Raw genomic sequence first — 26,287 nt, 5'->3', positions numbered from 1 at the left:
CTTTTTTATGGCTGAAAATAGATAGGCACCCAACCACGTACGCTGTTGATAAGCCATATTTTTTTCGCTTTTTTAAGATCTTCCAACAGCAAAGTCCGCTCAGTGATCTTGCGCTCAGTAAGCAAAGTCTGCCTCATAACGCCAGACAGGACTCCGGCATCCAGCATAGGAGTATAAAGCTGATCATCGATTTGCAAGACGATATTTCCCGTTATAAACTCGGTCAATTGACCATTTTTATTAAACAAAATCGTTTCTTGCGTGTTTTCCTGGCGGTGTTTCTCGTATATCGAACGATGAGAGGTTTTATGCTTCAGCCAAATAGAGTTAGTGGAAATAGGATTTTTAGCTAAAACGGCGCGGGTCGGCTCTTGATATTCAACAAGCGGAAGGACCTCTAAGGACAACTTGCCATCTGGTAATAAACAGCTTCGGAATTTAAAGGTTCCTCGTGGATATTGCTGACTAGCCGACCGCCACTGTTCGCTGGTTTTTGCTCTATCAAATGGAAAAGCAAAGAACCGAGCACTATTCTCCAAGCGATCCAAATGTGCTTCTAAACGTGAGAGACCGCCATTTTCAAGACGCAAACTTTCAATCAAGTGGAAGGAGGGGCTGCTGTTTAATAATACCTTCGTCTTCGTCTGCATTTCCGCATATTCTTCCTCTATTACCGAATCCCAAACAATCCCGCCACCGACTCCGTAACTTGCTATGGAATCATGGATAGCAACTGTACGAATTGGAACGCTAAAAACGGCCTGTTTAGCGGGTGTAACATAACCGATTGCACCGCAGTAAATGCCGCGGGGGCTAGTTTCCAGTTGTTCAATCAATGACATCGTACTTTGTTTTGGGGCGCCTGTAATTGAGCCACAGGGGAATAGTGCTTGAAAAACGTCTACGAGTGATGTCTGAGGAGCGGTTTGTGCTGTGATCGTAGAAGTCATTTGCCAAGTGGTCGGATAAGGCTCAAGCTGGCATAGAGCTTCCACTTGGACGCTTCCGGGCACAGCGATTTTGCCAAGGTCATTTCTCAGTAAATCGACGATCATGGTATTCTCCGCCCGATTTTTCGCATCATTTCCCAGCCAATCTCGTAGTTCTCTATCTTCCTGAGCAGAAGCACCGCGATGGATCGTGCCTTTCATCGGCCGAGTAGTGATTCGATCCTTTTCCCATTTGAAAAATAATTCTGGAGAAGCAGAAAGAATTTGAAAAGAATCGGTGCAAAGTGAAGCACTATAGGTTGCCTTCCCATTTTGTAAAAGCTTTTCGTAAAACGAAGTGTAGTCAGCAGCGCTTTCTGCGGGGCTATTTAAGCGAACCGTATAATTGGTCTGATAGGTATTGCCACGTGCGATTTCTTCTTTGATGCTTTGCAACGCATTTTGATACGCAGTGAGATCCGTATCACTCTGCCAATGAAATGGTATATCGGACGACGTTTTGCTATTCTTCATGGATGGTGTTATAGGTTTTTCATAAATTCCGAACCAAATAAGTGGTAGTGAGCCGGAAGGGCTTTTAACCGCAAGATGAGAATCAAAAGCAGGTGCAGCTTCATAACTTACAAATCCAGCGGCATAGTAGCCGGCAGCGATTTTGGCTTCCACTGCTTGCATGACAGAAGTGACTTTTTCGAGATCACTTGTTTCGTAAACGGTTAAGGGGGTCTCAAAAGCCAACTGCTTATCTTCAAAATCAAATTGTAGACGATTCACGATTTGGCACATCCTTTACAAGTGTTAAAAAATTTTGCAATAATGCGTGTCCATATTCACTCAAAATAGCTTCTGGATGAAATTGGACGCCAAAGATTGGAAGTTCCCTATGCGAGATCCCCATGATGATACCGTCGGCAGTTTCAGCTGTCACTTTCAACGAACTGCCTAATGTTTCACGTGAAACAGCCAAAGAATGGTAGCGGGTAACCGTATAAGGGGAAGGAATCTTATGGAATATATTTTCTCCAGTGTGGGTAATAGGATAGGATTTTCCATGAACAGGATAAGGGCTTTTTTTCACAGTAGCACCAAAAAAATGCGCTATGATCTGATGACCTAAACAGATTCCTAGAATAGGTATTTTCTGATGGTAGGTTTTTAATAGCCTCAATGTCGCTTCAGCTTCAGCAGGATGACCTGGTCCTGGTGATAGTATCAAAGCGGAAGGCGTGTCTTCCAATCCAGCCAGCTCATCCACGCGAATGACTTTCACAGGCGCATCCAACTCAAGAAAATATTGATAAAGATTATAAGTAAATGAATCATGATGATCGATTAAGAGCAACAAGTGGACCGCCTCCTTAATAAGTATACTTCCTTCTTTTATAGCAAATTAAGAGCGTTTATACAATAATAACTTGTCAAACAATAGCAAATACGATAAAATAAACGTAATAAAATAACGAAAAGCGTAGATAAGAAATAGTACCTTTTATGGCTATCCGTAGAGAGTCGGTGGTTGGTGAAAACCGATGTTAGTATAATAGGGAATCCATCTTGGAGCAAACTAGTCGAAATTTAGCAGTAAACTAGTTCGGTCGAGGTCCGTTAAATCTTATAATGAAGCTGGAGATGTGTTTTAAGCATCTCAATTAGGGTGGCAACGCGGTCTACTTCCGTCCCTTCTCCAATTATAATTTTTGGAGAAGGTGCGGGAGTTTTTTATTTTTGAGGAGGAGGAGAGCTGAATGTTAGATATTAAAGTATTACGAAATAATTTTGACGAAGTGAAAGAAAAGCTAGCTCATCGTGGAGAAAATCTAGCGGATTTTGAGAAGTTTGGTGAGTTAGACAAGCGTCGCCGGACACTCTTAGTAGAAACGGAATCGCTGAAGGGGCAAAGAAATGAAGTGTCCCAAGAAATTGCAGCTTTAAAACGTGAAAAGCAAGATGCAGATGCCAAAATCGAAGAAATGCGTATTGTTGGGGATCGTATCAAAACTTTGGACTTAGAATTGAAAAACATCGATGAAAAATTGCAACGTATTCTATTGTCGATTCCAAATATCCCGCATGAGTCGACACCGATTGGGGAAACGGAAGATGACAATGTAGAGATTCGCAAGTGGGGAGAAGTAAGAGATTTTACATTTGAGCCAAAAGCACATTGGGATCTGGGGACTGATCTAGATATTTTAGATTTCGAACGTGCTGCTAAAGTAACGGGAAGCCGTTTTGTTTTTTACAAAAAGTTAGGTGCTCGGTTAGAACGTGCTTTGCTTAACTTCATGATGGATCTGCATGCGGACGAGCATGGCTATGATGAAATCTTGCCACCCTACATGGTAAATCGGGTCAGCATGACAGGTACGGGTCAATTACCGAAGTTTGAAGAAGATGCCTTTTTGGTGGAAAAAGAAGATTACTTCTTGATCCCAACAGCAGAAGTTCCGGTGACGAATCTACACCGCGATGAAATTTTCCAAGCGAAAGACTTGCCTAGGAAATATACGGCATTTAGTGCTTGTTTCCGCTCGGAAGCAGGTTCGGCGGGGAGAGATACTAGAGGCTTGATTCGTCAGCACCAATTCAACAAAGTAGAATTAGTTCAATTTGTGAAACCGGAAGACTCGTATGAGGCCTTAGAAAAATTAACAGACAATGCAGAAGAAGTGTTAAGACGCTTGGAATTACCATATCGTGTACTTAGCATGTGTACAGCTGATTTAGGGTTTACGGCAGCGAAGAAATATGATATTGAAGTTTGGATCCCTAGTTATGACAGCTATCGAGAAATCTCTTCTTGCAGTAATTTTGAAGCATTTCAAGCACGTCGGGCAGGTATTCGCTTCCGTAGAGAAGCAAAAGGGAAACCTGAATATGTGCATACAGTGAATGGCTCTGGATTAGCAATTGGAAGAACCGTTGCTGCGATTTTAGAAAATTATCAAGAAGAAGATGGTTCGATCAGAATCCCAACAGCTTTGCAAAGCTATATGGGTGGTATTACCAAAATCGAAGCTCCATTAGAAAAATAAGGACTTGGCGGGATTTCCTGCCGAGTTTTTTTATTTCCTGGGAAATAAAGATTGTTCGGAATTTCATAAGCGTTTGACATGCTAATTTGCAAGGGTTGCGTTATAATAGCACTGTAATGAAAGCGTAGATCAAAAGGAGGACATATCATGAAGTTTTTTATTGATACTGCAAATGTAGAAGAAATCAAGAAAGCAAATCGAATGGGATTTATCGCGGGTGTAACTACTAATCCGTCTTTAGTTGCTAAAGAAGGTCGTGATTTTAACGAGGTAATCCAAGAAATCACTTCGATCGTAGATGGTCCTGTAAGTGGAGAAGTTGTTAGTTTAGAAGCGGACAAAATGGTAGAAGAAGGCCGCGAAATTGCAAAGATCCATCCGAATATCGTTGTAAAGATTCCAATGACTGGTGAAGGAATGGCAGCTGTTAAAATTTTAACTGCTGAAGGAATCAAAACAAACGTAACACTAGTATTCTCTGCTGCGCAAGCGTTGTTAGCAGCTCGTGCTGGTGCGTCTTATGTTTCTCCTTTCTTAGGAAGATTAGATGACATTGGTCAAGATGGTCTAGAATTGATTCGTGATATCGCAGAAATTTTCGCTGTACACGATATCAAAACAGAAATCATCTCTGCAAGTGTTCGTCATCCGATCCATGTAATTGAATGTGCGAAAGCAGGCGCAGACATTGCGACTGTTCCTTATAAAGTGTTTGAACAAATGCTGAAACACCCACTAACAGATTCAGGAATCGATAAATTCTTGGCTGACTGGGATGCTGCAACAGGTAAGTAAAGCAGGAGGCATTTATGAATAAATATTGGACTGTAAAAACGAAACATACGAGTAATTTCCCAGATCCTTTATTTGTGAATAAAAACGAGGCTATCCGGATAGGGCGAGAAGATTCGGAGTATCCGGGCTGGTTTTTTTGCAAAGTAAAAGCTAGCGATAAAGAAGGATGGGTTCCTGACCAGTTGATCGAACGCGATGGCGACGGTCACACGGGTACGGTGAATGCCGATTACTCGGCACGCGAGCTGAATGTGGAGGCCGGCGATAAGGTCGAAAGCAATCGAGAGCTTAACGGCTGGGCATGGTGCGTCACAGAAGAGGGAACTGCTGGCTGGTTACCTTTGGATAAACTGGAATAGTAAACGTGTAATCTCTAAAAACCAGATGATATTTTCTGGTTTTTAGAGATTTTTTTATAGAAAAAAATATAAATGACCGAAAAACTGCGTAATTTATGGCTAAAAAGGGAAGAACATAAGGTTAGAAGCCCCCAAAGGAGGAGAAAAAAGATCGACTTACATAAAAGATATTATTTGACTTGGCTATTTGTTATTTGGTGGCTGATCGGCTATATTTTACAGGTTTTTTGGACGGTACCCGAAAGTTTAGGATTTTCCAAACCCTTTTTTCTGCTACTTTATGCGCTTTGCATGTTGGAGATCAGCGGGGTAATGAGAAATATGAAACAGCTATTTTCTTTCTTAGGATTTGGGGTCGCTTGCTATGTTTTAGAGGTGGCAAGTGTGCATTTTTCGATACCGTTTGGTACTTATGGTTACACATCCGTATTAGGAAGCCCCGTTTACGGTGTGCCGTTCACGATCGTGTTTGCATGGATCGCAGTTTTTATCAATTGTTGGGGGCTAGCAATATCAGCAGGTCGGTTTTGGCAAGCGTTAGAAACAGCTTGTTATATCGTGCTGTTTGATTTGATCTTAGATCCAGTGGCTATTTTTGAAGGATATTGGGAGTGGAACGCCAATGGATTTTATTATGGGATTCCTCTGCAAAATTTTCTATCTTGGTTTGTCATTGCTTTTTTATTTGCTTTATTACTCAACAAACATCATTCAAAATCAACGACCAAACGCATGATTTTTGTCCTTTATGGTATGCAGATCCTTTTATTCAGCAGTATCGCGGCAAAGCATGGGGAATTTCTGGTCTTTCTCATCGGGATAGTTATTTTAGTAATTGGAGGGAGTCTCTATTATGCTCGAAGCAAAAAACAATAACTTTTTTACGGCGATTTTCCGATTTTACCAAAGCAAATATCTACTTCCTCGCTATTTTAATCAAATTTACATACTAGGAGACACCGAAGCGCAAGTAGAAGATGGCTTACCTGTTTTGTATTTAGTGAATCATTCTTCCTGGTGGGATGGTCTATTATGTTTCCAAGCTTATCAGCGCAATGCAGTGCCTCTGGAAAATATGATGATGATGGAGGAAGCGCAGTTAGAAAAATTACGCTTCTTCCAGCGACTGGGAGCTTTCTCCATCGCTCCGGATAAACCGAAATCACTAGTAGAGACTTTGCGGTATGTCGAGGAAAAGCTGAAAAACGGGCAAAAAGTCTGGATATTCCCACAAGGTGAGATTCGTCATCAAGACAGTCGGCCTTTGCATGTAAAACGTGGCGTAGCGAAAATTATGGAGCGGTTTGATGAAGTGGCAATCAAATTCGTGAGTATGTACTATTATTTAGGCGAAAAGCAAAAACTGAATGCGGTCTTGGAATTTAGCACGCCCGTTGTGGTGAACGGTAGAATGCTTGAGAAAGAAAAAATGCTGCAAGAACGGCTACAATCACAATTGGACGAGTTGCGAGACAATATTCTTTATAACGAGAAAAATACATTGGAAAAGGCAGAAACACTTTTAAAAAGGGAGTCAAAAAGCATTAGTGATTCATTTTTGAAATAAAAAGAGGTGGAGATATGGGGATATTGCTTTTTTTGCTACTCGCACAATTTGCTTTTATCTACTGGAATAAACGGAATATCATGGACTTTTACGAAAATCAGCCATTTGAAGAGCTAGGGATATCGATTTTGATACCTGCTAGGAATGAAGCACGCAATATTTCCAAGCTGTTAGAATCGTTAGAAACGCAGCTGGGGCCTCAAGATGAAGTGCTGATTTATGATGATCAGTCCACAGATGCTACTTCTGAAATTGCCAGCAAATATACTTGCCGGATATTACATGGGCAGACGTTGCCGACAGGGTGGACCGGTAAAAACTTTGCCTGCCATAATCTTGCCGCTGCCGCTCAAAATGAGTGGCTGTTGTTTCTGGATGCGGATGTAGTTTTAAAGGAGGCGGGGTTGAGGAAAATCAAAGCTGCTGTAGGCCAAAGAAAGACAAAATTCGTCTTTTTTTCAGGCTTTCCTCAACAAAAAACAAAGGATCTGCTCTCTTTTCTATTAGTTCCTATGATGAAATTCATTATTTTCTCTCACCTACCATTACGATATATCTCCCAATCAGCTAACCCATTATTTGCGGTAGCGTGTGGTCAATTCATTCTTACCTCGCGAAAGGTATACATGGAAGCGGGCGGTCACGAAGCGATAAAAGGTAGCATGCTAGATGATGTAGCATTAGTCAAACAAGTAAAAACAGCGGGCTTTCCGGTGGCTTTTGTGGATATTGAAGCGCTTGCTGCTTGTCAAATGTACAATAGCCCAAGCGAAGTAATGGCAGGTTTTCAAAAAAACCTTTTTGCCGGAATGGGTTTTCGATTCTCAGTCCTTGTTCCGATGACGATCTGGTATCTGGGGTTATATATCCTACCATGGATACTGCTGGTTGCTGGTATGGTTTCTGGGGATATTTTATTGCCGTTCAGTACCGTAATCGTTTCCTTGGCAATTGGCATTCTTGTACATAAAAGCGTGAAAAAAGGACTAGCTTTGCCTTTAAGTGTTGGATTAGCACTTTTTGTAGCATATAAATCCGCTTTTCAAACTGAAATGAAATGGAAAGGTAGGTCATATAAATGAAAAAAGTATGTATTATCGGCGGTGGGTTAGGAGGACTTTCCGCGGCACTTAGGTTGAGCGCCGAACCAAATTACCAAATCACTATCTTGGAAAAAGAACCTATTTTCGGCGGGAAACTGAAAGCCTTTCGTTGGGGAGACTTCTATTTTGATTCGGGACCGAGCACACTGACATACATAGAAAGCTTTGAAGATGCATTTTATTGCGCGGGAAATAATATTCATGATCACGTGACCTTTTATAAGATCGATCCGCTGCAGCGACATTTTTTTCCTGATGGTACGAATTTAGATCTGACTGCTGATATACATTCGATGCAGCGACAGATAGCGGCTTATAGCGTCCACGATGCTCAAAACTATCCAGCTTTTATCGAGAGGATAAAAACACTAGTAAAATACTCCGAGCAGTCGTTTTTTGATAAGACATTCACCTCGAAAAAAGAGATGCTTGATTTAAAGCTGATTTATCATTTTTTTAAGGTGCAGCCTTTTAATAAAATGGCAGCTGTTATTCGTCGCTATTTCCATCATCCGAATACGATTTCTTTATTTTCGAGATATGCAACCTATGTAGGTGGCCAGCCGACACAAACTCCTGCAGTATTCAATCTAATGGCTGCGCTTGAAACGCAAAAAGGTGTTTTCGGTATAAAAGGGGGCACGTATAAATTGGTAGAGGCCTTCCAAAAAGTATTGGCGGAAAGAAATGTGACCTTTCACTACCAAACAGAAGTGAAGGAAGTGCTGAACAGGGAGCAGCAGAGAAAACTTCTAAAAACTACAGCAGGAGATTTTGAAGCGGATATCGTTGTGGTCAATCAAGACATCCTAAGTTTTGAAGAACAGACAGTTCCTAAAGTGGAACCGTCTTTGTCAGGTTTTCAGATGATGCTCAGTGTAGACAAAAAATACGAACAGTTGAAGCATCATAATATTTTTTATCCTCAAAACTATGAACGGGAATTTCAAGAGCTTTTCGAAAAGCGTTTACCAGTATGCGAGCCTGCAATATATATTTGCAACAGCTCCACTAGCGATCCTCACTTAGCGCCGGCAGGGATGAGTAATCTTTTTGTATTAGTGAATGCTCCAGCTCTCACGGAAGCAACCGATTGGGAGGGCATCAAAGCAGCGTATGCGCAGAAGATTATTGGTTTGCTAGAATCACACGGAATGAGTGATCTGCAAGCTCATATTCGTCATCAAAAGATCGTTACTCCTTTAGATTTGCAAAATCAGACATTTGCTTATCGAGGATCGATTTACGGGCCCTCATCTAATTCTATGAAACAAAGCTTTTTTCGCGCAAATGGGAAGCTGAAAGGAGATAATATGTGGGCAGTGGGAGGGTCGATCCACCCAGGTGGTGGGACACCAATGGTCGTGCTGGGAGGGCGTAAAATTGCTGAACAAATTATAAATATCGAAAAAAATTAATACCTGTCTAATACATAGAGGCTGAGAGGGTTGGTCGGAGAGCGAAACAACCACGAAAGCGCTTATCTATAAAAAATAGTTTATTTCTATGAAAAATTGTGAAATAATAGGTAAAGATCAAAAAGAACAGGTGATTAATTTGGAAAGTTGGAAAAAGAATTTATTTATTGTATGGCTAGGTTGTTTTTTAACAGGAACAGGTCTTAACTTGATTATGCCCTTCCTGCCTTTATACATTGAACAGTTGGGTGTGCATAACCAGCAGGCAGTAAGTATTTGGTCTGGGATAGCACTAAGCTCAACTTTTTTAGTGTCTGCTGTTATGTCTCCGATATGGGGCCGGCTCGCTGATCAAAAAGGAAGACGAGTAATGCTCCTGAGGGCGGCACTCGGAATGGCGATCGCTATGATTGCCATGGGATTCGTGACAAATGTCTATCAATTTGTTATTTTACGTCTATTGATGGGTATTTTTTCCGGGTATATTTCCACTGCCAATGCGCTAGTCGCAACGCAAGTACCACGTCACCGTAGTGGTTGGGCACTCGGGACACTTTCGACCGCAGCAGTTTCCGGAGTATTGATCGGGCCACTGATCGGTGGATTCTTAGCGGATCTATTCGGCGTCCGGCCAGTATTCTTTATAACGGGAACGCTATTATTAGGGACATTTTTCTTAACTGTATTTTTCGTGCAAGAAAAATTCACACCAGTGGGAAAAGCGGATATGCTTTCTGGGAAGAAAGTATTTGCTACGCTTAAATATCCTGGCTTGATTATTAGTTTATTCATTACTACAATGGTTATCCAAGTTTCTTCTAACTCAGTGAATCCGATTTTAACGCTTTATGTTCGCGAGTTAGCAGGAAATACCCAAAATGTTGCTTTTATAAGCGGTATGATTGCTTCTGTCCCAGGGGTTGCTGCATTGATAGCAGCACCGCGACTAGGAAAATGGGGCGATAAGATCGGGACAGAGCGTATTCTGTTAGGCGCTTTGATATTCTCCATGCTGCTTCAAATCCCAATGGCGTTCGTGACGCATCCATTCCAATTGGGTGTATTGCGGTTCTTGTTGGGTATGACAGATGGGGCTTTACTGCCGGCAGTGCAGTCGCTACTTACTAAAAACACACCACGTGAGGTAGCCGGTCGTATTTTCGGTTACAACCAATCCTTTCAATATATCGGAAATGTGGTAGGGCCGTTGCTCGGTTCCTTTGTCGCAGCGCATTTTGGCTACAATCACGTCTTCCTAATGGTTGCAGTGTTTGTACTTATCAACGTTCTGATCACGTTGAGATTTAATCGAAAAATCCATGGGACTATCAATTAAAGAAGGTGAATAAAATGATTGATTTAAAAGCGAGAATCGCTGCGAGCCGCTCCATCGTTATTTTAACAGGTGCTGGTGTATCGGTGCCTTCCGGGATACCGGACTACCGCTCGGAAAACGGCTTGTATGCAGACAAAGCAAGTCCGGAGTATCTACTTAGCCGGGATTGCCTAGAACGTGAACCAGCCAAACTTCATCATTTTGTAATAAGTAAAATGTATTATCCGGATGCTGTTCCGAATATTATTCATCAGAAAATCGCAGCGCTCGAGCAGGAAAAAGAAGTGACGGTGATCACACAAAATATCGATGGGCTACATGATCAAGCAGGAAGTAAATCGATTCTTCACTTTCACGGTAATCTGCAAGATGTTTATTGTGAAAGATGCCAGCTCCATGTTCCCTTTGAAACGTATCAAGCAGATTATATCCACCAAGATTGTGGTGGGCTTTTACGTCCTAATATTGTTTTGTATGGGGAAGGGATCGATGAAAGTGTGATTCGGGCGTCGATTCAGAAAATAAATTTTGCGGATCTGATATTGATTGTCGGTACCTCTTTTCAAGTTAGCCCTTTTTGCAACTTGACGGAATTTCGAAATGCGAAAGCAAAAGTGGTAGCAATAAATAAAGATAATCTGCAACTACCATTCGATTTTCAGATGATCCAGGCTGATGCGGCAGAAATTTTTGCAGACTTATGAAGTTGCTTGTGTTTTCTGAAAATGCTAAACTAATAATAGAATAGTTTCACGTGAAACATATTGATAACAAAAAAGAAGATGCGGTGCTGCCGCATCTTTTTATGTAAGATAGAAAGGACGGGGAAAAGTGACTAATATTCGCGAAATAGCTAAGATTGCGGGCGTGTCAGTGACCACCGTTTCTAGAGTTTTAAATGAACATCCCTATGTCTCTGCTGAAAAGCGGAAACAGGTACTAGCGGTAATAGAGGAGTTGGATTATGTCCCTAATCGCTTGGCAACAAATCTAGCCAAAGGAAAAACGAATACGATCGGGATCATACTACCGTATAACGACCATCCATGGTTCGATAAAATTGCTAACGGTGTTATCGAAGCAGCTTTTAAGCACAAGTATTCGGTGACGCTTTTTCCGACTAATTATGATAGTGAGGCGGAACTGCGTTATTTGATGCAACTCAAAACAAAACAAGTAGATGCTCTCATTATTACATCCAAGGCAAATGACTGGGATGTGATCGAACCGTTTGCGGATTATGGTCCAATCATTGCTTGTGAATATACGGAACATGAGAATATCGCCTGTGCATACATAGAAAGATTTCATGCGTATAAGGATGGGTTTGAATTTCTGAAAAAGGCAGGTTATCAAAAAATCGCTTTTTCAGTGGGGCGTGATTCGTTGAAAAGTCCTAGCACACAGGAAAAACGAAAAGCATATCAAGAAGTGTTTGGGGAAATACCGGAACATCGTTTTTTATCCGAGAGCTATGATTTTACAGACGGAATCAAAGCGGGGGAATATTTTCTTGCGGAAGCAGGGGATACGCCAGATGCGATCTTTGCTAATGGAGATGAAGTTGCGGCGGGAATCATGTATTATGCCAAAAATAACGGTTTCCAGATTCCGGGTGATTTAGCGATCCTTGGGGAGGAAAATTTACCGATCGGAAAAGTGCTAGAGATCACAACCTTAGATCATCATCTGAAGAAAATGGGGGAAACCGCATTTCAGCTCTTTTATACCAAAAGCAAGAAGAAACATAAAATCAGCCATCAGCTAATTATCAGAAAAACAACAAAATAACGCTTGACCTGAAACCCGTTTCATCAATTATAACTAGAGTAGGTAAACAAAAGGAGGCGGGGAAAATGCGATTGGAAGGTACTTGTAAGATACATTCAAGTTTAGGCGTAGAGTATCAGTTTGGCGAATTTTCGATCAATCAAGAGTGTCTAGTATTTGAACAGAATTATAGTTTTGGTGGAAAAAAACGAAAGATTTTCCCGTTGAAAATATTGGATGCTGCAGAACTACACACAAATAAAGGCGGAGACTTATTAAGTTTCAGCTGCGATAATCTGGAATTTGAATTGGATGGATCATCGAATAGAGAGATCAATCAGTTTATGGAAGAGTTGAAAACAGGCCTCGCAAGTATCAAACGAGCGAATAGCGGTCTGCATTATAATCGAGAGAATAAGGAGCGACATCATGTATAAAGCGTTTATTTTTGATATCGACGGGACTATGCTAGATAATGAAGGCGCAGTCCTGCACTCACTACAAGCACTGTTAGCGGAAAAAGGTATTGAAGCGGAACAGGATGACTTGCGTTTTGCACTGGGGATCCCAGGGGATAAGGCCTTAGCGAAATTTCCGATTGAAGATCGGGAACGCGCTTTAGATGAATGGATCGAAAAAGAACTTGCTTTTATGGAAGAGATCACGGTTTTCCCAATGATCGAGGAAACATTGCGGGAATTGCCGCTTTGTGGCGTGGTAAGTTCTAAAAATCAGTTTGAGATGGAGCATGGCTTTTATCCATTTGGACTTGCGAAATATTTTGATGGAATCGTTTGTGCAAGCGATACGGAATTACATAAGCCAAATCCGGATCCGCTTTTAAAGTGTATGGAACTTCTCCAGGTGTCGCCTGAAGAGGCCGTATATATCGGTGATTCGATTTACGATATGCAATGTGCCCATGCGGCTGGTGCCGATTTCGCGCTGGCTTCTTGGGGGGCCAGAGATCATACGCCGTTTAAAGAAGCAGAGATCATATTGAAAAAACCGACTGATTTGCTGGAATATCGTTAAAAAGGAGCTTTACTTGAAAAAGTAAAGCTCCTTTTCTGAGCGAATAAGCAGCTACACAAAAAAGAGCGAAATCTACTCCACTTGATCCAATGAGCATAAGTAAACGAAAAGCAGATCATCCATCTTCCGTAGTGATAAGTTGGTTTGTTCGTAAAATTTATCGATCCGGTATTGGATCGTATTCCGGTGGAGAAACAAATCCTTCGCGGACAAGCTGATATTTCCCTGATTATGAAAAAGCCGTTCTATCAATTTGATATTATCAGGTTCTTTCTTTAAGAATCGTGCGATTTCTTGGAAAATACTTGTATCTGCCAAATTTTTCGAGATCACACGCAGACTGGCAGAACTAACCGTCTGTACGGCATGGGTAAATGGATATTCTAAGAACAGTTTTTGTTCTTCCGCAAATAAACGTTGGATCTCCGGCCCGGATTGGTAAAATAAACCGCTGAAAAAATATGTTTTGGCATAAAAATCATTTTCTAGGGTGGAAGCAACGGCTTCGAGTTCTTCTTCGCCAAGCAAGGAGTCTTCCATTTTTTCGATAACGATGTGATAATCAGGAGAGATAGGTAAAAAAACAGCATGAGAGCTGAAAAAACTGTATAAGGCTGCTTTCCATTCTTTTTTCAGGGAAGCAGAGAGCGTATCAGCTTGCAATTGGATCTGAGTGAAGCGATACGAACCGTTTGGAATCTCGTCGTTTTGCTGTCTGGTTGGGGAGAATAAACGTGTATACCAGTTGTTAGCGGCTTTGTCCGAAAAAGTTACGGGCGCAGGCTCGAAAAGCAGCTTTAGTAAGACTGCTTCGTCGTCTGAAATAGCGGCTTTTGGGATATATATGTAAAAGGGATGGGAATATAAGGCAAGCTCCCCGTTATCAGTGGGCAGGGGCTTTTCGGATAGTCTCATATTTTTATATTTGGTTTGAAGGTTTTTGATATTCATTAAGATAGCGCTTCCTTTCTCCTTCTATTCTGACAAATGCTTTCTCGGAAGTCAACTTTCATCATTAAAGTGATTGTAATCACAAAAAATGGGTAAACAGTAACAAGATGAAACGAGGAGGAAGGAACTATGGAACCACAAATCGAAGAATTAAAGGACAAAGATCCTGTCATTTTGGTCACTGCGATCGGATATATCGTGGGTAGAGTGAATGCGAGCAAAAGTGCTTCTCCTGCTAGTATCTACTTGGATGAAGTTTGTATAAACTGTGTCGCTTCTGCACGGTTAGACCGTTTTTCCGAAGGGCTCGCCGTCCAAACTGATCAAGTGATCGGGTATAAAAAATTAGTCGAAGGACGTATCAAACAACTGATTGGAGAATGGGAAGCTTCTATTGATCCGACAGCAGTATAAATAGAAAAAGCCGACGCTTAAGGTTGCAAGCGTCGGCTTTTTTATTCACTTATTTTTGCGTTCAAATTCCTGATTTCGTAATTCTACGCGGCGGATCTTACCGGAATCAGTTTTTGGCAATGCTGCGACGAACTCGATACGGCGCGGATATTTATAAGGAGCAGTGCGGTCTTTCGTAAACGTCTGAAGCTCGCGGACTAATTCGTCGCTTGCTGTGAAGCCGTCTTTTAAAACGATAAATGCTTTTACAACCGTTCCACGGATTTCATCTGGGCTGGCTACAACGGCAACTTCTTTGACTGCTTGATGATGTGTCAAGGCATCTTCTACTTCAAATGGTCCGATCGTATAGCCGGAGCTGATGATAATATCGTCATTTCGGCCTTGGAACCAATAATAGTTGTCGGCATCACGAACGGCTCTATCACCTGTCACGAAATAATCACCGCGAATGGCTTTTTCAAGGCGCTCGGGTTCTTTGTAATAAGTTTGGAACAATGCTTCAAAATCTTTTTTAACAGCAATATCACCGATTTCATCAACGCCGACGGGCTGTCCGTTTTCATCAATGATCGCCATATATTCTGGCATGATCGGTTTACCCATGGAGCCAGGGCGGATCGGGGTATCGACAAGTGTGCCGATCAAAAGAGTACTTTCCGTTTGACCATAGCCGTCACGGACTTTTATCCCGAAATGCTCTTGGAATACTTGGATAACTTCGCGGTTTAGCGGTTCGCCGGCGGATACGCTGCTACGGATGCTGCCGAGATCATAGCTATCAAGATCAGATACTTTCGCCATTAAGCGGTATTCTGTAGGGGTACAGCAAAGCACGTTGATTTTTTCTTCGCCTAATAGTCGTAGTTGGCGTTCAGGGCTGAAACGACCATTAAAAATGAAACCAGTCGCGCCTTTGCCGAGCACAGATAAGAACGGTGACCACACCCATTTTTGCCATCCGGGAGCAGCAGTTGCCCAAACGATATCATCTTCATGGATATCAAGCCAGTGATCCGCAGCAATACGAATATGGGCGTAACCCCAACCATGCGCGTGGACCACACCCTTGGGATTCCCGGTCGTTCCACTGGTAAATGCAAGCAGACAAGGGTCTTCGCGGTGCGTATCGACCGTTTCAAAAGTTTCGGGTGCTTGATCCATTAGTTCTCCGTAATTCTGCCAACCCTCTAAATGACCATCGATCAGTATTTTAGTATGAACAGAATGATCGTCTGCGATTTTCTCAAATTCACTTGTTAGACCGTCATAGGTAATAACTGCTTTTACTTCTGCATGGTGGATGCGGTATTCCAAGTCGTGTGCTTTCAATAGTTCTGAAGCAGGGATCACGATCGCACCGGCTTTCCAAAGTCCCATGTAGATCGCGTAGGTTTCCAATAACCGTGGCGTCATCACAATAACATGGTCACCCTTTTGGATGCCTGCTTTGGTGATTACATTTGCAAATTTAGCGGATTCTACCACTAATTGATGATAACTCCATTTTTTTGTTTCATCTTGATCGTTTTTCCAGATCAAAGCTGTTTTATTGGAAGTGAATTTTGCGATCTCATCGGTGATATTATATTTTTCTGGTGCTAATAAATTCGCACTGTTCATTGAAAGAACCTCCTTTATATTGACAAAAGATAATAAATTTTTTAACTATTTCATATATTAGTACCTGGTTCTAATATATGGTATTACAAAGAACGATAAAATGCAACCAAAAAAGCTACCTCTGTAAGTTTTATGTGGTAAAATGAAGGGGATAAAAAGAAAGCGGAGGTTTGGTCTGGCGATGGAAAAGGCGATCTTCATGGAAGAAGCGATAAAAGAAGCAAGGAAAGCGCAAGCGCTGGGCGAAGTTCCGATCGGTGCAGTAGTTGTTTTGGATAATGAGATAATCGGGCGCGGACATAATCTGCGGGAAACGACCCAAAACGCGATCACGCATGCAGAAATATTGGCCATTCAAGCAGCTTGCCAAAACCGAGAAAGTTGGCGGCTTAGCGAAGCGGAAATCTATGTGACGCTGGAGCCTTGTCCGATGTGCAGCGGCGCGATCTTACTTTCGCGATTAAAAAAAGTATATTATGGGGCTCCGGACCCAAAAGCGGGAACGGCGGGGACTTTGATGAATCTTTTGCAAGATGATCGTTTCAATCATACTTGTGAAGTGGAAGCAGGTTTGCTGCAAACGGAGTGTGCAGAATTGCTGACTTCGTTTTTTCGAGCGCTTCGTGCGAAGAAAAAAGCGGCTAAACAAGCTAAAACAGAATAAGGTTATTTTTACCTAAAAAAGCACTTTTTGAGGTACTGTGTTATAGGTAATTAGAACCATTTTTAAATTCTTGTGAAAAGGATATCATTGTTACATTCTTCTAGTTATGCGGGATTGTGATTAAATTATAATTCACAAACTCCTGTATTATAAAATGACATCGAAAGAACTAAACACATTCTGGCGTAAATAAGTTAAAATAAATAATATACTTAGTAATGATTATTAAATGGGATTACTTATAATTTGGTTTGTTTATGATCATATTTGTGAATTTAAGAACAACCTGTTGTGTAATTGCGCATTTGTAAACAAAAGGAGGACAACAAAAAGTGGATAAACTATTTTTGGCACGTTTCCAATTTGCATCAACCACGATTTTTCACTTTCTATTCGTACCGCTCTCAATCGGACTTGTATTTATGGTTGCGCTTATGGAAACATTGTACGTCGTAAAGAAAAAAGAAATTTACAAAAAAATGTCGAAATTCTGGGGACACTTATTCTTGATCAACTTTGCTGTTGGGGTAGTAACGGGGATCATTCAGGAATTCCAATTCGGAATGAACTGGTCGGACTATTCCCGTTTCGTCGGTGACGTTTTCGGTGCACCGCTTGCGATCGAAGCATTGCTTGCCTTCTTCATGGAGTCGACATTCATCGGTCTATGGATTTTCGGCTGGGAAAGATTAGGTAAGAAACTCCACCTTGCTTGTATCTGGTTAGTAGCGATCGGAACGATCCTTTCTGCTTTCTGGATTTTGGCAGCGAACTCGTTCATGCAGCATCCGGTCGGTTTTGCATTCAAAAATGGCCGCGCCGAAATGAATGATTTCTGGCAATTGATCACGAACGGTCAGCTGCTAGTCGAATTTCCGCACGTTATCTTTGGTGCTTTTGCCACTGGTGCGTTCTTCGTAGCAGGTGTCAGTGCATACAAAATGATGAAAAAACAAGATGTCAATTTCTTCAAACGCTCGTTCCAGATCGCAATGGTCATGGCGGTTATCGGCGGTTTTGGTGTTGCCTTCAGTGGTCACTCGCAAGCGCAATATCTAGTGAAAACACAACCAATGAAAATGGCAGCAACAGAAGGAGTCTGGGAAGATACCGGAAGTCCTGCAGCTTGGACTTTCATTGGCGGCATCAATGATAAGAAGAAGAAAAATGATTGGGAGATCAAAATCCCATATGCATTAAGTTTCTTATCTTATTCTAAATTCTCAGGTAGTGTCGAAGGGATGAACACTCTTCAAAAAGATTATGAAAAAGTTTATGGGCCAGGTAATTATATCCCGCCGGTAAAAACTTCTTTCTGGAGTTTCCGTATCATGGTCGGCGCTGGAATGCTAATGATTCTCTTTGCAATGATCGGAGTCGTACTTGCTTGGAGAAAACGCCTTGTGCACGCAACTTGGTATCTCCGTTTGATGGTTCCGATGATCTTGTTCCCATTCTTAGCAAACTCGATGGGTTGGATCATGACAGAGATCGGCCGTCAGCCATGGGTTGTATTCGGATATATGCAAACGAAAGATGCGGTATCGCCTAATGTATCGGCAGGAAGTATTTTATTCTCGATCATTACTTTCTCCACGATCTATGCGATCTTAGCAATCGTCTTGATTTATTTATTCATTCGAGAAATCAAAAAAGGACCAGATGGACATGAAGAAGTAGAAGAAAATGTCTCTGTGGATCCATTCGATAAAGGGGGAGAAAAACTTGTCACTGAATGAGTTGTGGTTTTTACTAGTTGCCGTTTTGTTTATCGGCTTTTTCTTCCTAGAAGGCTTCGATTTTGGTGTCGGAATGGCTACGCGCTTTCTGGCAAAATCAAGTAACGAACGTAAAATGCTTGTCAATACGATCGGTCCATTCTGGGACGCAAATGAAGTTTGGCTGATCACAGCCGGCGGAGCTATTTTCGCCGCTTTCCCAAATTGGTATGCAACGATGTTCAGCGGGTATTATCTGCCATTCGTCGTCTTGCTGCTAGCATTGATCGGACGGGGTGTATCCTTTGAATTCCGCGGTCAAAAAGATACAAAAACTTGGCTCAAAACATGGGATTGGATCATTTTCTTTGGTAGTTTATTACCGCCATTCCTATTGGGCGTATTATTTTCCACACTGGCAAAAGGAATGCCGATCGATAAAGAAATGAACTTGCATGGCGGGTTTACGGATTATGTCAATATTTTCTCTGTGTGGGGAGGCATCACGATCGTCTTGATCTGCTTGCTACATGGTTTGCAGTTTATTGCTTTACGTGTTGAAGGCGAACTTCGCATACGAGCAACGAAATTGGCGAAAAAAGTCTGGTTCGCAACTGTCGTGGCATTACTGATATTTGTGGCATTGGCATTTGTGTATACTGACTTATTTACGGCTCGTCCAGTATTAGTTCCGTTAATGATCGGACTTGTTGTCGTATTCTATCTGCTTTCTGGCTTTTTCCTATGGAAAGGCCGTGAGATCTTGACATTCACATTTGGTGGGTTAGGAATTGTTTTCACAGTGGGGGCTATCTTTGTTGGTTTATTCCCACGCGTGATGATCAGTTCAATTACAGAAGCATATAATCTTACTATTTATAACGCTGCTTCGGGACATTATTCACTGAGCGTAATGACGATCGTTGCAGTAACGTTGCTGCCGTTCGTGCTTGGTTATCAAATCTGGAGTTACTACGTTTTCCGTAAACGGGTTTCCGATAAGGAGAAATTGACGTACTAATGGGAAGAGATGTTTTCAAATATCCAGGAATAAAATGGATTCTCGCATCATTAGCTGTTTTGACTGTCATTCAAGGCGCTATGATCATTGTGATGGCACGGAGTTTATCTCGTGCTATCACTGATTTATTTCATAACCATACATTTGCAAGCATCATGATAGAAATAGGTCTCTTTGCGGGGGCCTATTTCTTGCGTCATTTATTGAACGTCATCAAGAAGCAGATTGTTTATCGCTATGCTGCTAAGATGGCTACGGATATGCGGGAAGCCTTTATGGACAGTTTATTTTTATTGGGGCCTCGGTTTGCGAGGAAAGAAGGAACCGGGAAAATCGTTACGATGGTGATGGAGGGCGTTGCTGATTTTAGACGTTATTTAGAATTGTTCCTGCCAAAATTCATCAATATGGCGATCATACCGGCGATGATCTGGATCTATGTTTTATTTGAAGATAGAACGTCAGCGCTGATTTTGTTTATTACTTTTCCAATCTTGATCTTGTTTTTGATTATTTTAGGGTTGGCAGCGAAAAAACAAGCAGATTCACAGTTTGAATCCTATCGAATCCTATCCAACCACTTTGTAGATTCGCTAAAAGGTCTGGAAACACTGAAATATCTAGGAATCAGTCACAGCCATGAGCAGAGTATTGCTGGCGTGAGTGAGCGGTACCGCAAAGCGACGATGAAAACATTGCGCGTTGCTTTCATGTCAAGTTTTGCACTGGATTTTTTCACCATGTTGTCGATCGCGATCGTGGCACTTTTCTTAGGACTGGGACTTATTGGTGGTTCGATGAGTCTGGTAGTAGCGCTTGCCGTGCTTATTCTGTCGCCGGAATACTTTCTGCCGGTGCGCGAGTTGGGTTCGGATTATCATGCGACCCTTGACGGACAAGAAGCTGGACGAAATATCCAGCAAATCATCCGCGAAGCGCAAAAGGCGAAAGCACAGGCGGTGGCGCCGGAATTGCCTGCTTTTAATGAAGATACGAAATTGAATTTAAATGGACTGACAGTCATCCACGAAGAGGCTGCTGAGCCAACGCTACAGGATATTAGCTTAGATGTACAAGGATATGAAAAAATCGGCGTTATCGGGGCTACAGGAGCAGGGAAATCTACCTTTATCGATGTTGTCAGCGGATTTCTGAATCCCTCTAGTGGGACAACTGCTTTAAATCAGACCCCATTTGCTTTTTCCGACAGTGGCTGGCAGAAACAAGTCACCTATATTCCGCAGCACCCGTATTTATTTCATTTATCCATCAAGGAAAATATCCGCTTTTATCAGCCGGAAGCATCAGATGAACAAGTGAAAGAAGCTGCTCGGGCTGCGGGATTAGAAGAACTGATCCTGTCGCTCCCAGAACGATATGAAACGGTGGTAGGGGAATCAGGCCGTATGCTTAGCGGTGGTCAGGAACAGCGGATCGCGATGGCGCGTGCCTTTTTATCAGGGCGCTCGATCATCTTGCTAGATGAACCGACTGCTCACTTAGATATTGAAACAGAATATGAATTGAAAACACCGATGATAAAATTGTTTGAAAATCGCCTTGTTTTCTTGGCGACACATCGGCTACATTGGATGATGGAAATGGACCGGATCATCGTGATGGATAATGGCCAGATCGTAGAGATCGGGAGTCATGAAGAACTATTAGCAAAAGCCGGTTATTACTACCGATTGGTACAGGCGGAACTGGAGGAGATCGAATGAGAAAGAGGCGCTGGATTTTACCATATATCAAAGCGAATATTGGACTGCTATCACTCGTTATCTTCTTGGGGATCTTGACATTTGCTGCGGGTGGAGCCTTAATGTTCACATCGGGACACTTGATTTCAAAATCTTCCCTAATGCCTGAGTCGATCATGGCAGTATATGTTTCAACAGTAGGTGTCCGAGCGTTTGGGATCATGCGCTCTGTCAGCCGTTATGTAGAGCGGCTTGCCAGCCATTCGCTCGTCCTTAAAATGTTGGCGAAAATGCGTGTGCAGCTATACCGTTATTTAGAACCGCAAGCATTATTGCTTAAATCGCGTTATCGGACGGGGGATATTTTAGGGCTGCTTGCCGATGACATTGAACATTTGCAAAACTTTTATCTGACTACGATGTTTCCAGCCATAGTCAGCATCGCGATCTATGCCACCATTGTCATCGGCCTTGGCGTTTTCTCGCTTCCGATCGCATTGCTGTTCTTATTATTGATTGGGATCATTATTTTCGTCCTCCCTTGGATATCTTTAGCATATACAAAGGCGAAAAATGCCTATCAAAAGCAAGGACGCAATCAGCTTTACCGCCAATTCACCGATGCCGTTTTCGGCATCAGCGACTGGATGTTCAGCGGACGGACAAAGAATTTTGTCCAAACGTATGAGCAAGCGGAAAAAGGACTATTGGAAAACGAGACCAAACAATTTAGATTTGTGAACTGGCGCGATTTCTTCAGTCAGTTGATTGCAGGAATCATGGTCATCGTCATGGTCTATTGGAGCACAGGCGAAGCCCGGAGCGGTGCCTTTTCTGGAACAATGATCGCGGCATTCGTTTTGGCGATCATGTCGCTTGCCGAAGTATTTATTCCCGTTCCCAGCGCCGTCAGCGACTCCACATTATATCAAGATTCGCTGGAACGCTTGGATAAAATTGAAGACACATCACTACCAAGCTTTGAAGAAGAATTACATGCGGAAACGACCGTTGCCGAAGATCACATCGAACTAAGCATCGAGCATGCGAATTTCCGATATGAAGCAACTAGCAGACCGATTATTGTAGATATGGATTTGCATTTAAAACCGCAAGATAAAATCGCTATCATTGGGAAAAGCGGAACAGGAAAATCAACGTTACTGAAACTGATCCAAGGTGCGTTAGAACCACAGACCGGTGCTGTAAAGCTGAACGGAGCATCCGTTGCATCGATACGTCCACAGATTCCTAAGCTTGTTTCCATGCTCAATCAAAAAGCGCATTTATTCAATACCTCGGTGCTCAATAATATTCGGCTAGGCAATCAATCCGCAACGGATGAAGAGGTATATGAGGTTGCCAAACAAGTCCGCTTGCATGAGATGATCATGAATATGCCAGAAGGCTACCACACCTCCATGACAGAGATGGGTGCCCGGTTTTCTGGTGGGGAACGGCAGCGGATCGCGTTAGCACGTATCCTTCTGCAAGATACCCCGCTCGTGATTCTAGACGAGCCGACGGTAGGACTTGATGCGATCACAGAAAAAGAACTGTTGCGCACGATGTTTGAAACACTGGCTGACAAGACTGTTATCTGGGTCACCCATCATTTAGTCGGTACAGAGAAAATGGATAAAATCTATTTCTTAGAGGACGGCGAGTTCATCATGGCAGGTTCGCATGAAGAATTATTAGCGAGCTCTGAACGTTATAAAAATCTATATCGCCTTGATCGTCCATTTATACAACTTTAAAATAAAAAAAACCAAAAGCTGCTTGTTTTGCCTTTGGTGTTTTTTATTGTTAAAATCACAGATGAAGCTCGTGTAAATAAAAGACTGAAGGTGAGAAAAGTGGAAGAAAAATATATCATTGGTGTCGATATTGGTACCTCAAGCACAAAGGCGGTCTTATTTGACCATACCGGAAAATTGATCCACCGCCATGCGATCTCTTACGACTTGATCACAGATGATGCAGGAAGAGCCGTCCAAGACCCAGATACGATGGTGGACGCTGTTAAAAATGCTGTTCGCCATGTTATTGATGAAAGCGCTATACCTAGTGAGGACGTCCGAGCGGTCTCTTTCAGTTCAGCGATGCATAGTCTGATTTTGGTTGATGAAACTCATCAGCCACTCACGCCTGCGATCACATGGGCGGATCATCGCAGTACGAAAGCTGCAGAGCATTTGAAGAAGAACTACGATAGTCATCTGATCTATGAAAAAACAGGTACACCGATTCATCCAATGAGTCCTTTTGTAAAAATTTCTTGGCTGAATCAGGAACAGCCAGAATTGATAGCCAAAACGAAAATTTTCGCGGATATCAAATCCTATGTGTTCTATCAACTGTTCCATGAATGGGTGATCGATGAGTCGCTTGCCTCCGGAACCGGGATGTATAATCCAAAAGAGCATGATTGGGAAAAAGAAGCGATGGATATCATCGGATTGAAGCCGGACCAACTGCCACGTGTCGTGTCCGAAACCACCGCTTTTCACAATGACAGCACAGCAAGAGACCTCGGACTTACCGGCGATCCAGCCTTTGTGATCGGTGGAAGCGATGGTGCCCTGGCGAATATCGGTATCCAAGCTTTGGGGAAAAATGAAGTCACGGTCACAGTCGGAACTAGTGGTGCAGTACGGAAGCTTGTTCCAGAATTTCAAGTCGATAAAGCCGGCAGAACATTCTGTTACGCTGCTGCTGGACCATATGTGATCGGCGGTGCAGTGAATAACGGCGGGAAAGTCGTCGAGTGGGCTTTCAAGCAATTTGGAAAAGAAGAAGAGGATTTTTCCGATTTCTTGAAACTCTCTGATGATGTTCCTCCCGGCGCTAATGGTTTGATGTTCTTGCCATTTTTACTTGGCGGAAGAGCACCGCTTTGGAGAAATAATCTGTTTGGTGATTTTATTGGCCTTACGATCAATCATACGAGAAAAACGATGGTTCGTGCTATTTTAGAAGGCATTGCTTTGAACTTGGCAGGTGTCTATGAAGCGATCGCGGAAAAAGAAGATATTATCTACGTGACCGGTGGATTAGCCAGCGAGCCGCTCTGGTGTCAAATGTTGGCAGACATTTTAGAACGCGAAGTCCGTGTCGCAGAAACAATTGAAGGTTCCGGTCTTGGCGCAGCGATCGTTGGCATGAAGGCGATCGGCTGGCTGGAAACCTTGGAGATCGGTCACGAAAAAAGGGTCGCCCAAACATTCTCACCACGAGCAGAATACCGAGACCGCTATCGCGATTTGCGAAATCTGTTCAACGAGGCAAACCAGCGTCTATTGACGACATATGAAAACATTATTGCCTGGAAAGAGAAATACCAAGAAATTTAAGGAAAGTCAGTATTCAGACTTGCACTTTTACGGGTAAGCTTGTAAACTAATAGTTGAGCTCTTTTTCAGAGTTCTTAAAATTGGTAGCACATTTGCCGTGCTAGATGGGGAGATAGCGGCGCCCTGTAACCCGCAATCCGCTCTAGCGGGATTGAATTCCTCATTTGAGGCTTATCTATTGTTTGGCCTGCCCTTAACAAGTGGTGTTGACAGCTTGGTCTTGCGCAATGGGAACCTGTGAACCATGTCAGGTCCGGAAGGAAGCAGCATTAAGCAGTGCTTCCCATGTGCCGCGAGGTTGCCGGGCTCGAGCTAACTATTAAGGTAACGCGAGTGATAGTAAGTCGATATGAGGTGCACGGCTATAAATTTTATCATAAAGAAAAGTCCTTCTCTTCTAAAATAGAGAAGGACTTTTTGCATTCTATGGTAAGCTTTCCTACGAATTAATAAACTTATAGATGTAATTATTGCTGTGAAACTGATACAATAGAGTAAAATAGTTTGAATATGAAGGATGAAAAAGATGCGACAAGATAAATTAAAACTTTCCAGAAAACGGCTCATCAGCTACATTATTATTCTTGTAGCGATCGCCTGTATTGCAGTACTCGCCATTGTATTTGGTTTCTTCCAAAGACAAGAAGTACTGGAAAAGTACCAGCTTGCTTATATGCAGGATGGGAAGTCTCTGGAGATTTCGCCCATAAATATTACGGATATCGCAGTGGATAAGCGAGGGCAGGATAAAGACCTTTACTTCCGCATAAACAGTAATTATGACTTAGATTATCTCTTCCGCTTGGCATACCGTCAATTTGAGGTGAAAAAGAGTACAGATAGCAAGCTGTACGATGGTACGGTCGATTTTAGTGTCTCTGATAATGCCTATGTGATTCAAGAATCACTGAAAAAAATGGATAAAGATATTTATGCCGTATTCTCGTTACATAATAAAAAAGGTACCGAGATCTATCGTTATGATCCTGAGGAAACATCTACGGATAAATATATCGAACGGATCAAACCAACCGTCCTGCAAGGATACGAAAAGTCTGAAGTAGGCAATTACGATGATTTTATCAATATTACGAAATTATTCCATGACAAATTGAATAAAAAAGTCACAGTAACAGTGGATAAAGAGAAGAAGATGATCGAGTTTAAGATCCGTGATGAGAAGTAAAATATGGAAAACAGTTGTCCTTACAAAAGGATAACTGTTTTTTTGTTTGCTTTCTTACTAGCTTCCATGAGGGATGTGAATAAACCTACTACTACTTTTACACAAACAAAATACACAGTTATATCAATCAGTGTAAGCGCTTCATATTTAGTATTGTGAATATTGATTTGACACTGTTTCTAATCTTGGCATGGTATTTGCTTTTATAAAAGTAAGCCTATCGTTTTTGAAAGGGGGAAACCTGACGATATGCGATTCGCCCGTTTTTTGGAGAAATACCTAG

The 26,287-nt window shown here is 42.2% G+C and carries 24 protein-coding genes, 1 other RNA gene and 1 other annotated feature; of the genes, 21 read left to right on the top strand and 4 right to left on the bottom strand.

What is annotated here, in order from left to right; genetic code table 11:
* Positions 1-5 precede the first annotated feature (5 nt).
* A complete protein-coding gene (gene pabB / locus EL241_RS13375) occupies positions 6-1,724 on the bottom strand; it encodes an aminodeoxychorismate synthase component I (protein ID WP_036105349.1) in 1,719 nt (572 codons plus the stop codon).
* Entirely contained in the window at positions 1,705-2,295 is a 591-nt protein-coding gene (locus tag EL241_RS13370) for an anthranilate synthase component II (protein WP_126320665.1), read from the bottom strand. Before EL241_RS13370 ends, pabB begins: the two co-directional genes overlap by 20 nt.
* Before the next feature lie 115 nt (positions 2,296-2,410).
* Positions 2,411-2,634: a binding site (T-box leader), on the top strand.
* 61 nt (positions 2,635-2,695) lie between these two features.
* Here EL241_RS13370 and serS point away from each other — a divergent pair.
* The 12 genes from serS to EL241_RS13310 all read left to right on the top strand — a co-directional run bounded on the left by serS (position 2,696) and on the right by EL241_RS13310 (position 13,368).
* Positions 2,696-3,985: a serine--tRNA ligase gene (gene serS, locus EL241_RS13365; RefSeq protein ID WP_036105353.1), complete on the top strand. Its 1,290-nt coding sequence runs from the start codon at positions 2,696-2,698 to the stop codon at positions 3,983-3,985.
* 147 nt (positions 3,986-4,132) lie between these two features.
* The gene (gene fsa / locus EL241_RS13360) at positions 4,133-4,780 is read left to right on the top strand and encodes a fructose-6-phosphate aldolase (protein ID WP_003756879.1); all 648 of its coding nucleotides are present in this window, start codon (positions 4,133-4,135) and stop codon (positions 4,778-4,780) included.
* Positions 4,781-4,794: 14 nt separating this feature from the next.
* A complete protein-coding gene (locus EL241_RS13355) occupies positions 4,795-5,139 on the top strand; it encodes a hypothetical protein (RefSeq protein WP_003756882.1) in 345 nt (114 codons plus the stop codon).
* A gap of 174 nt (positions 5,140-5,313) precedes the next feature.
* Complete coding sequence (locus EL241_RS13350) at positions 5,314-6,015, top strand: carotenoid biosynthesis protein (RefSeq protein ID WP_170166170.1); 702 nt, start codon at positions 5,314-5,316, stop codon at positions 6,013-6,015.
* Positions 5,993-6,706 (top strand): lysophospholipid acyltransferase family protein, encoded by a 714-nt coding sequence (locus tag EL241_RS13345; RefSeq protein ID WP_036105356.1) that lies wholly within the window; start codon positions 5,993-5,995, stop codon positions 6,704-6,706. The genes EL241_RS13350 and EL241_RS13345 overlap by 23 nt, the downstream gene beginning before the upstream one ends.
* A gap of 14 nt (positions 6,707-6,720) precedes the next feature.
* A complete protein-coding gene (locus tag EL241_RS13340; protein WP_052009131.1) occupies positions 6,721-7,788 on the top strand; it encodes a glycosyltransferase family 2 protein in 1,068 nt (355 codons plus the stop codon).
* A complete protein-coding gene (locus EL241_RS13335; protein WP_126320663.1) occupies positions 7,785-9,227 on the top strand; it encodes a phytoene desaturase family protein in 1,443 nt (480 codons plus the stop codon). Before EL241_RS13340 ends, EL241_RS13335 begins: the two co-directional genes overlap by 4 nt.
* Positions 9,228-9,366: 139 nt before the next feature.
* A complete protein-coding gene (locus tag EL241_RS13330) occupies positions 9,367-10,563 on the top strand; it encodes a multidrug efflux MFS transporter (protein WP_036105357.1) in 1,197 nt (398 codons plus the stop codon).
* A gap of 14 nt (positions 10,564-10,577) precedes the next feature.
* On the top strand, positions 10,578-11,267 hold the full coding sequence (locus EL241_RS13325; RefSeq protein WP_036105360.1) for an NAD-dependent protein deacylase: 690 nt from the start codon (positions 10,578-10,580) through the stop codon (positions 11,265-11,267).
* Between the two features lie 127 nt (positions 11,268-11,394).
* Positions 11,395-12,354, top strand: coding sequence for a LacI family DNA-binding transcriptional regulator (locus tag EL241_RS13320; RefSeq protein ID WP_003756896.1), 960 nt, complete (start codon positions 11,395-11,397; stop codon positions 12,352-12,354).
* A 65-nt stretch (positions 12,355-12,419) separates the two neighbouring features.
* Positions 12,420-12,770: a hypothetical protein gene (locus EL241_RS13315; protein ID WP_003756899.1), complete on the top strand. Its 351-nt coding sequence runs from the start codon at positions 12,420-12,422 to the stop codon at positions 12,768-12,770.
* Positions 12,763-13,368, top strand: a complete 606-nt coding sequence (locus tag EL241_RS13310) for an HAD family hydrolase (RefSeq protein ID WP_036105363.1) — start codon at positions 12,763-12,765, stop codon at positions 13,366-13,368. Before EL241_RS13315 ends, EL241_RS13310 begins: the two co-directional genes overlap by 8 nt.
* A 72-nt stretch (positions 13,369-13,440) precedes the next feature.
* On the opposite strand, the gene EL241_RS13305 is transcribed toward EL241_RS13310, so the two are convergent.
* Complete coding sequence (locus EL241_RS13305; RefSeq protein ID WP_036105366.1) at positions 13,441-14,319, bottom strand: helix-turn-helix domain-containing protein; 879 nt, start codon at positions 14,317-14,319, stop codon at positions 13,441-13,443.
* Positions 14,320-14,448: 129 nt separating this feature from the next.
* Between EL241_RS13305 and EL241_RS13300 the strand changes: the two genes are divergently transcribed.
* Positions 14,449-14,733 carry a hypothetical protein gene (locus tag EL241_RS13300; RefSeq protein ID WP_036105369.1) on the top strand — a complete coding sequence of 95 codons (285 nt, stop codon included), beginning with the start codon at positions 14,449-14,451 and terminating at the stop codon, positions 14,731-14,733.
* Between the two features lie 45 nt (positions 14,734-14,778).
* On the opposite strand, the gene EL241_RS13295 is transcribed toward EL241_RS13300, so the two are convergent.
* Entirely contained in the window at positions 14,779-16,356 is a 1,578-nt protein-coding gene (locus EL241_RS13295) for an acetate--CoA ligase (protein WP_036105373.1), read from the bottom strand.
* 181 nt (positions 16,357-16,537) lie between these two features.
* On the opposite strand from EL241_RS13295, the gene tadA reads away from it, so the two are divergent.
* The 8 genes from tadA to EL241_RS13255 all read left to right on the top strand — a co-directional run bounded on the left by tadA (position 16,538) and on the right by EL241_RS13255 (position 26,004).
* The gene (gene tadA / locus EL241_RS13290; RefSeq protein WP_036105375.1) at positions 16,538-17,020 is read left to right on the top strand and encodes a tRNA adenosine(34) deaminase TadA; all 483 of its coding nucleotides are present in this window, start codon (positions 16,538-16,540) and stop codon (positions 17,018-17,020) included.
* Between the two features lie 332 nt (positions 17,021-17,352).
* The gene (locus tag EL241_RS13285; RefSeq protein WP_036105378.1) at positions 17,353-18,759 is read left to right on the top strand and encodes a cytochrome ubiquinol oxidase subunit I; all 1,407 of its coding nucleotides are present in this window, start codon (positions 17,353-17,355) and stop codon (positions 18,757-18,759) included.
* Entirely contained in the window at positions 18,746-19,759 is a 1,014-nt protein-coding gene (gene cydB / locus EL241_RS13280) for a cytochrome d ubiquinol oxidase subunit II (RefSeq protein ID WP_036105380.1), read from the top strand. The genes EL241_RS13285 and cydB overlap by 14 nt, the downstream gene beginning before the upstream one ends.
* On the top strand, positions 19,759-21,483 hold the full coding sequence (gene cydD / locus EL241_RS13275) for a thiol reductant ABC exporter subunit CydD (RefSeq protein WP_003756914.1): 1,725 nt from the start codon (positions 19,759-19,761) through the stop codon (positions 21,481-21,483). Before cydB ends, cydD begins: the two co-directional genes overlap by 1 nt.
* Positions 21,480-23,222: a thiol reductant ABC exporter subunit CydC gene (gene cydC / locus EL241_RS13270; protein WP_036105382.1), complete on the top strand. Its 1,743-nt coding sequence runs from the start codon at positions 21,480-21,482 to the stop codon at positions 23,220-23,222. The genes cydD and cydC overlap by 4 nt, the downstream gene beginning before the upstream one ends.
* 90 nt (positions 23,223-23,312) lie before the next feature.
* On the top strand, positions 23,313-24,818 hold the full coding sequence (locus EL241_RS13265; protein ID WP_052009145.1) for a gluconokinase: 1,506 nt from the start codon (positions 23,313-23,315) through the stop codon (positions 24,816-24,818).
* Positions 24,819-24,913: 95 nt separating this feature from the next.
* Positions 24,914-25,180: signal recognition particle sRNA large type (ffs, locus tag EL241_RS13260), an RNA gene on the top strand.
* A 155-nt stretch (positions 25,181-25,335) separates the two neighbouring features.
* A complete protein-coding gene (locus tag EL241_RS13255) occupies positions 25,336-26,004 on the top strand; it encodes a hypothetical protein (protein ID WP_036105385.1) in 669 nt (222 codons plus the stop codon).
* The last annotated feature ends 283 nt before the right edge of the window (positions 26,005-26,287 follow it).

It is taken from the genome of Listeria grayi, from assembly GCF_900638015.1.
GTDB classification, from domain to species: Bacteria; Bacillota; Bacilli; order Lactobacillales; family Listeriaceae; genus Listeria; species Listeria grayi.
This window is presented reverse-complemented; position numbering and strand designations above follow the sequence as displayed.

Excerpts from the sequence above, each read along its gene's own strand:
- serS (WP_036105353.1), top strand. The coding sequence starts at position 2,696 with ATGTTAGATATTAAAGTATTACGAAATAATTTTGACGAAGTGAAAGAA.
- fsa (WP_003756879.1), top strand. The coding sequence starts at position 4,133 with ATGAAGTTTTTTATTGATACTGCAAATGTAGAAGAAATCAAGAAAGCA.
- EL241_RS13355 (WP_003756882.1), top strand. The coding sequence starts at position 4,795 with ATGAATAAATATTGGACTGTAAAAACGAAACATACGAGTAATTTCCCA.
- EL241_RS13345 (WP_036105356.1), top strand. The coding sequence starts at position 5,993 with ATGCTCGAAGCAAAAAACAATAACTTTTTTACGGCGATTTTCCGATTT.
- EL241_RS13340 (WP_052009131.1), top strand. The coding sequence starts at position 6,721 with ATGGGGATATTGCTTTTTTTGCTACTCGCACAATTTGCTTTTATCTAC.
- EL241_RS13335 (WP_126320663.1), top strand. The coding sequence starts at position 7,785 with ATGAAAAAAGTATGTATTATCGGCGGTGGGTTAGGAGGACTTTCCGCG.
- EL241_RS13325 (WP_036105360.1), top strand. The coding sequence starts at position 10,578 with ATGATTGATTTAAAAGCGAGAATCGCTGCGAGCCGCTCCATCGTTATT.
- EL241_RS13315 (WP_003756899.1), top strand. The coding sequence starts at position 12,420 with ATGCGATTGGAAGGTACTTGTAAGATACATTCAAGTTTAGGCGTAGAG.
- EL241_RS13310 (WP_036105363.1), top strand. The coding sequence starts at position 12,763 with ATGTATAAAGCGTTTATTTTTGATATCGACGGGACTATGCTAGATAAT.
- EL241_RS13305 (WP_036105366.1), bottom strand. The coding sequence starts at position 14,319 with ATGAATATCAAAAACCTTCAAACCAAATATAAAAATATGAGACTATCC.
- EL241_RS13300 (WP_036105369.1), top strand. The coding sequence starts at position 14,449 with ATGGAACCACAAATCGAAGAATTAAAGGACAAAGATCCTGTCATTTTG.
- EL241_RS13295 (WP_036105373.1), bottom strand. The coding sequence starts at position 16,356 with ATGAACAGTGCGAATTTATTAGCACCAGAAAAATATAATATCACCGAT.
- tadA (WP_036105375.1), top strand. The coding sequence starts at position 16,538 with ATGGAAAAGGCGATCTTCATGGAAGAAGCGATAAAAGAAGCAAGGAAA.
- cydD (WP_003756914.1), top strand. The coding sequence starts at position 19,759 with ATGGGAAGAGATGTTTTCAAATATCCAGGAATAAAATGGATTCTCGCA.
- cydC (WP_036105382.1), top strand. The coding sequence starts at position 21,480 with ATGAGAAAGAGGCGCTGGATTTTACCATATATCAAAGCGAATATTGGA.
- EL241_RS13255 (WP_036105385.1), top strand. The coding sequence starts at position 25,336 with ATGAAAAAGATGCGACAAGATAAATTAAAACTTTCCAGAAAACGGCTC.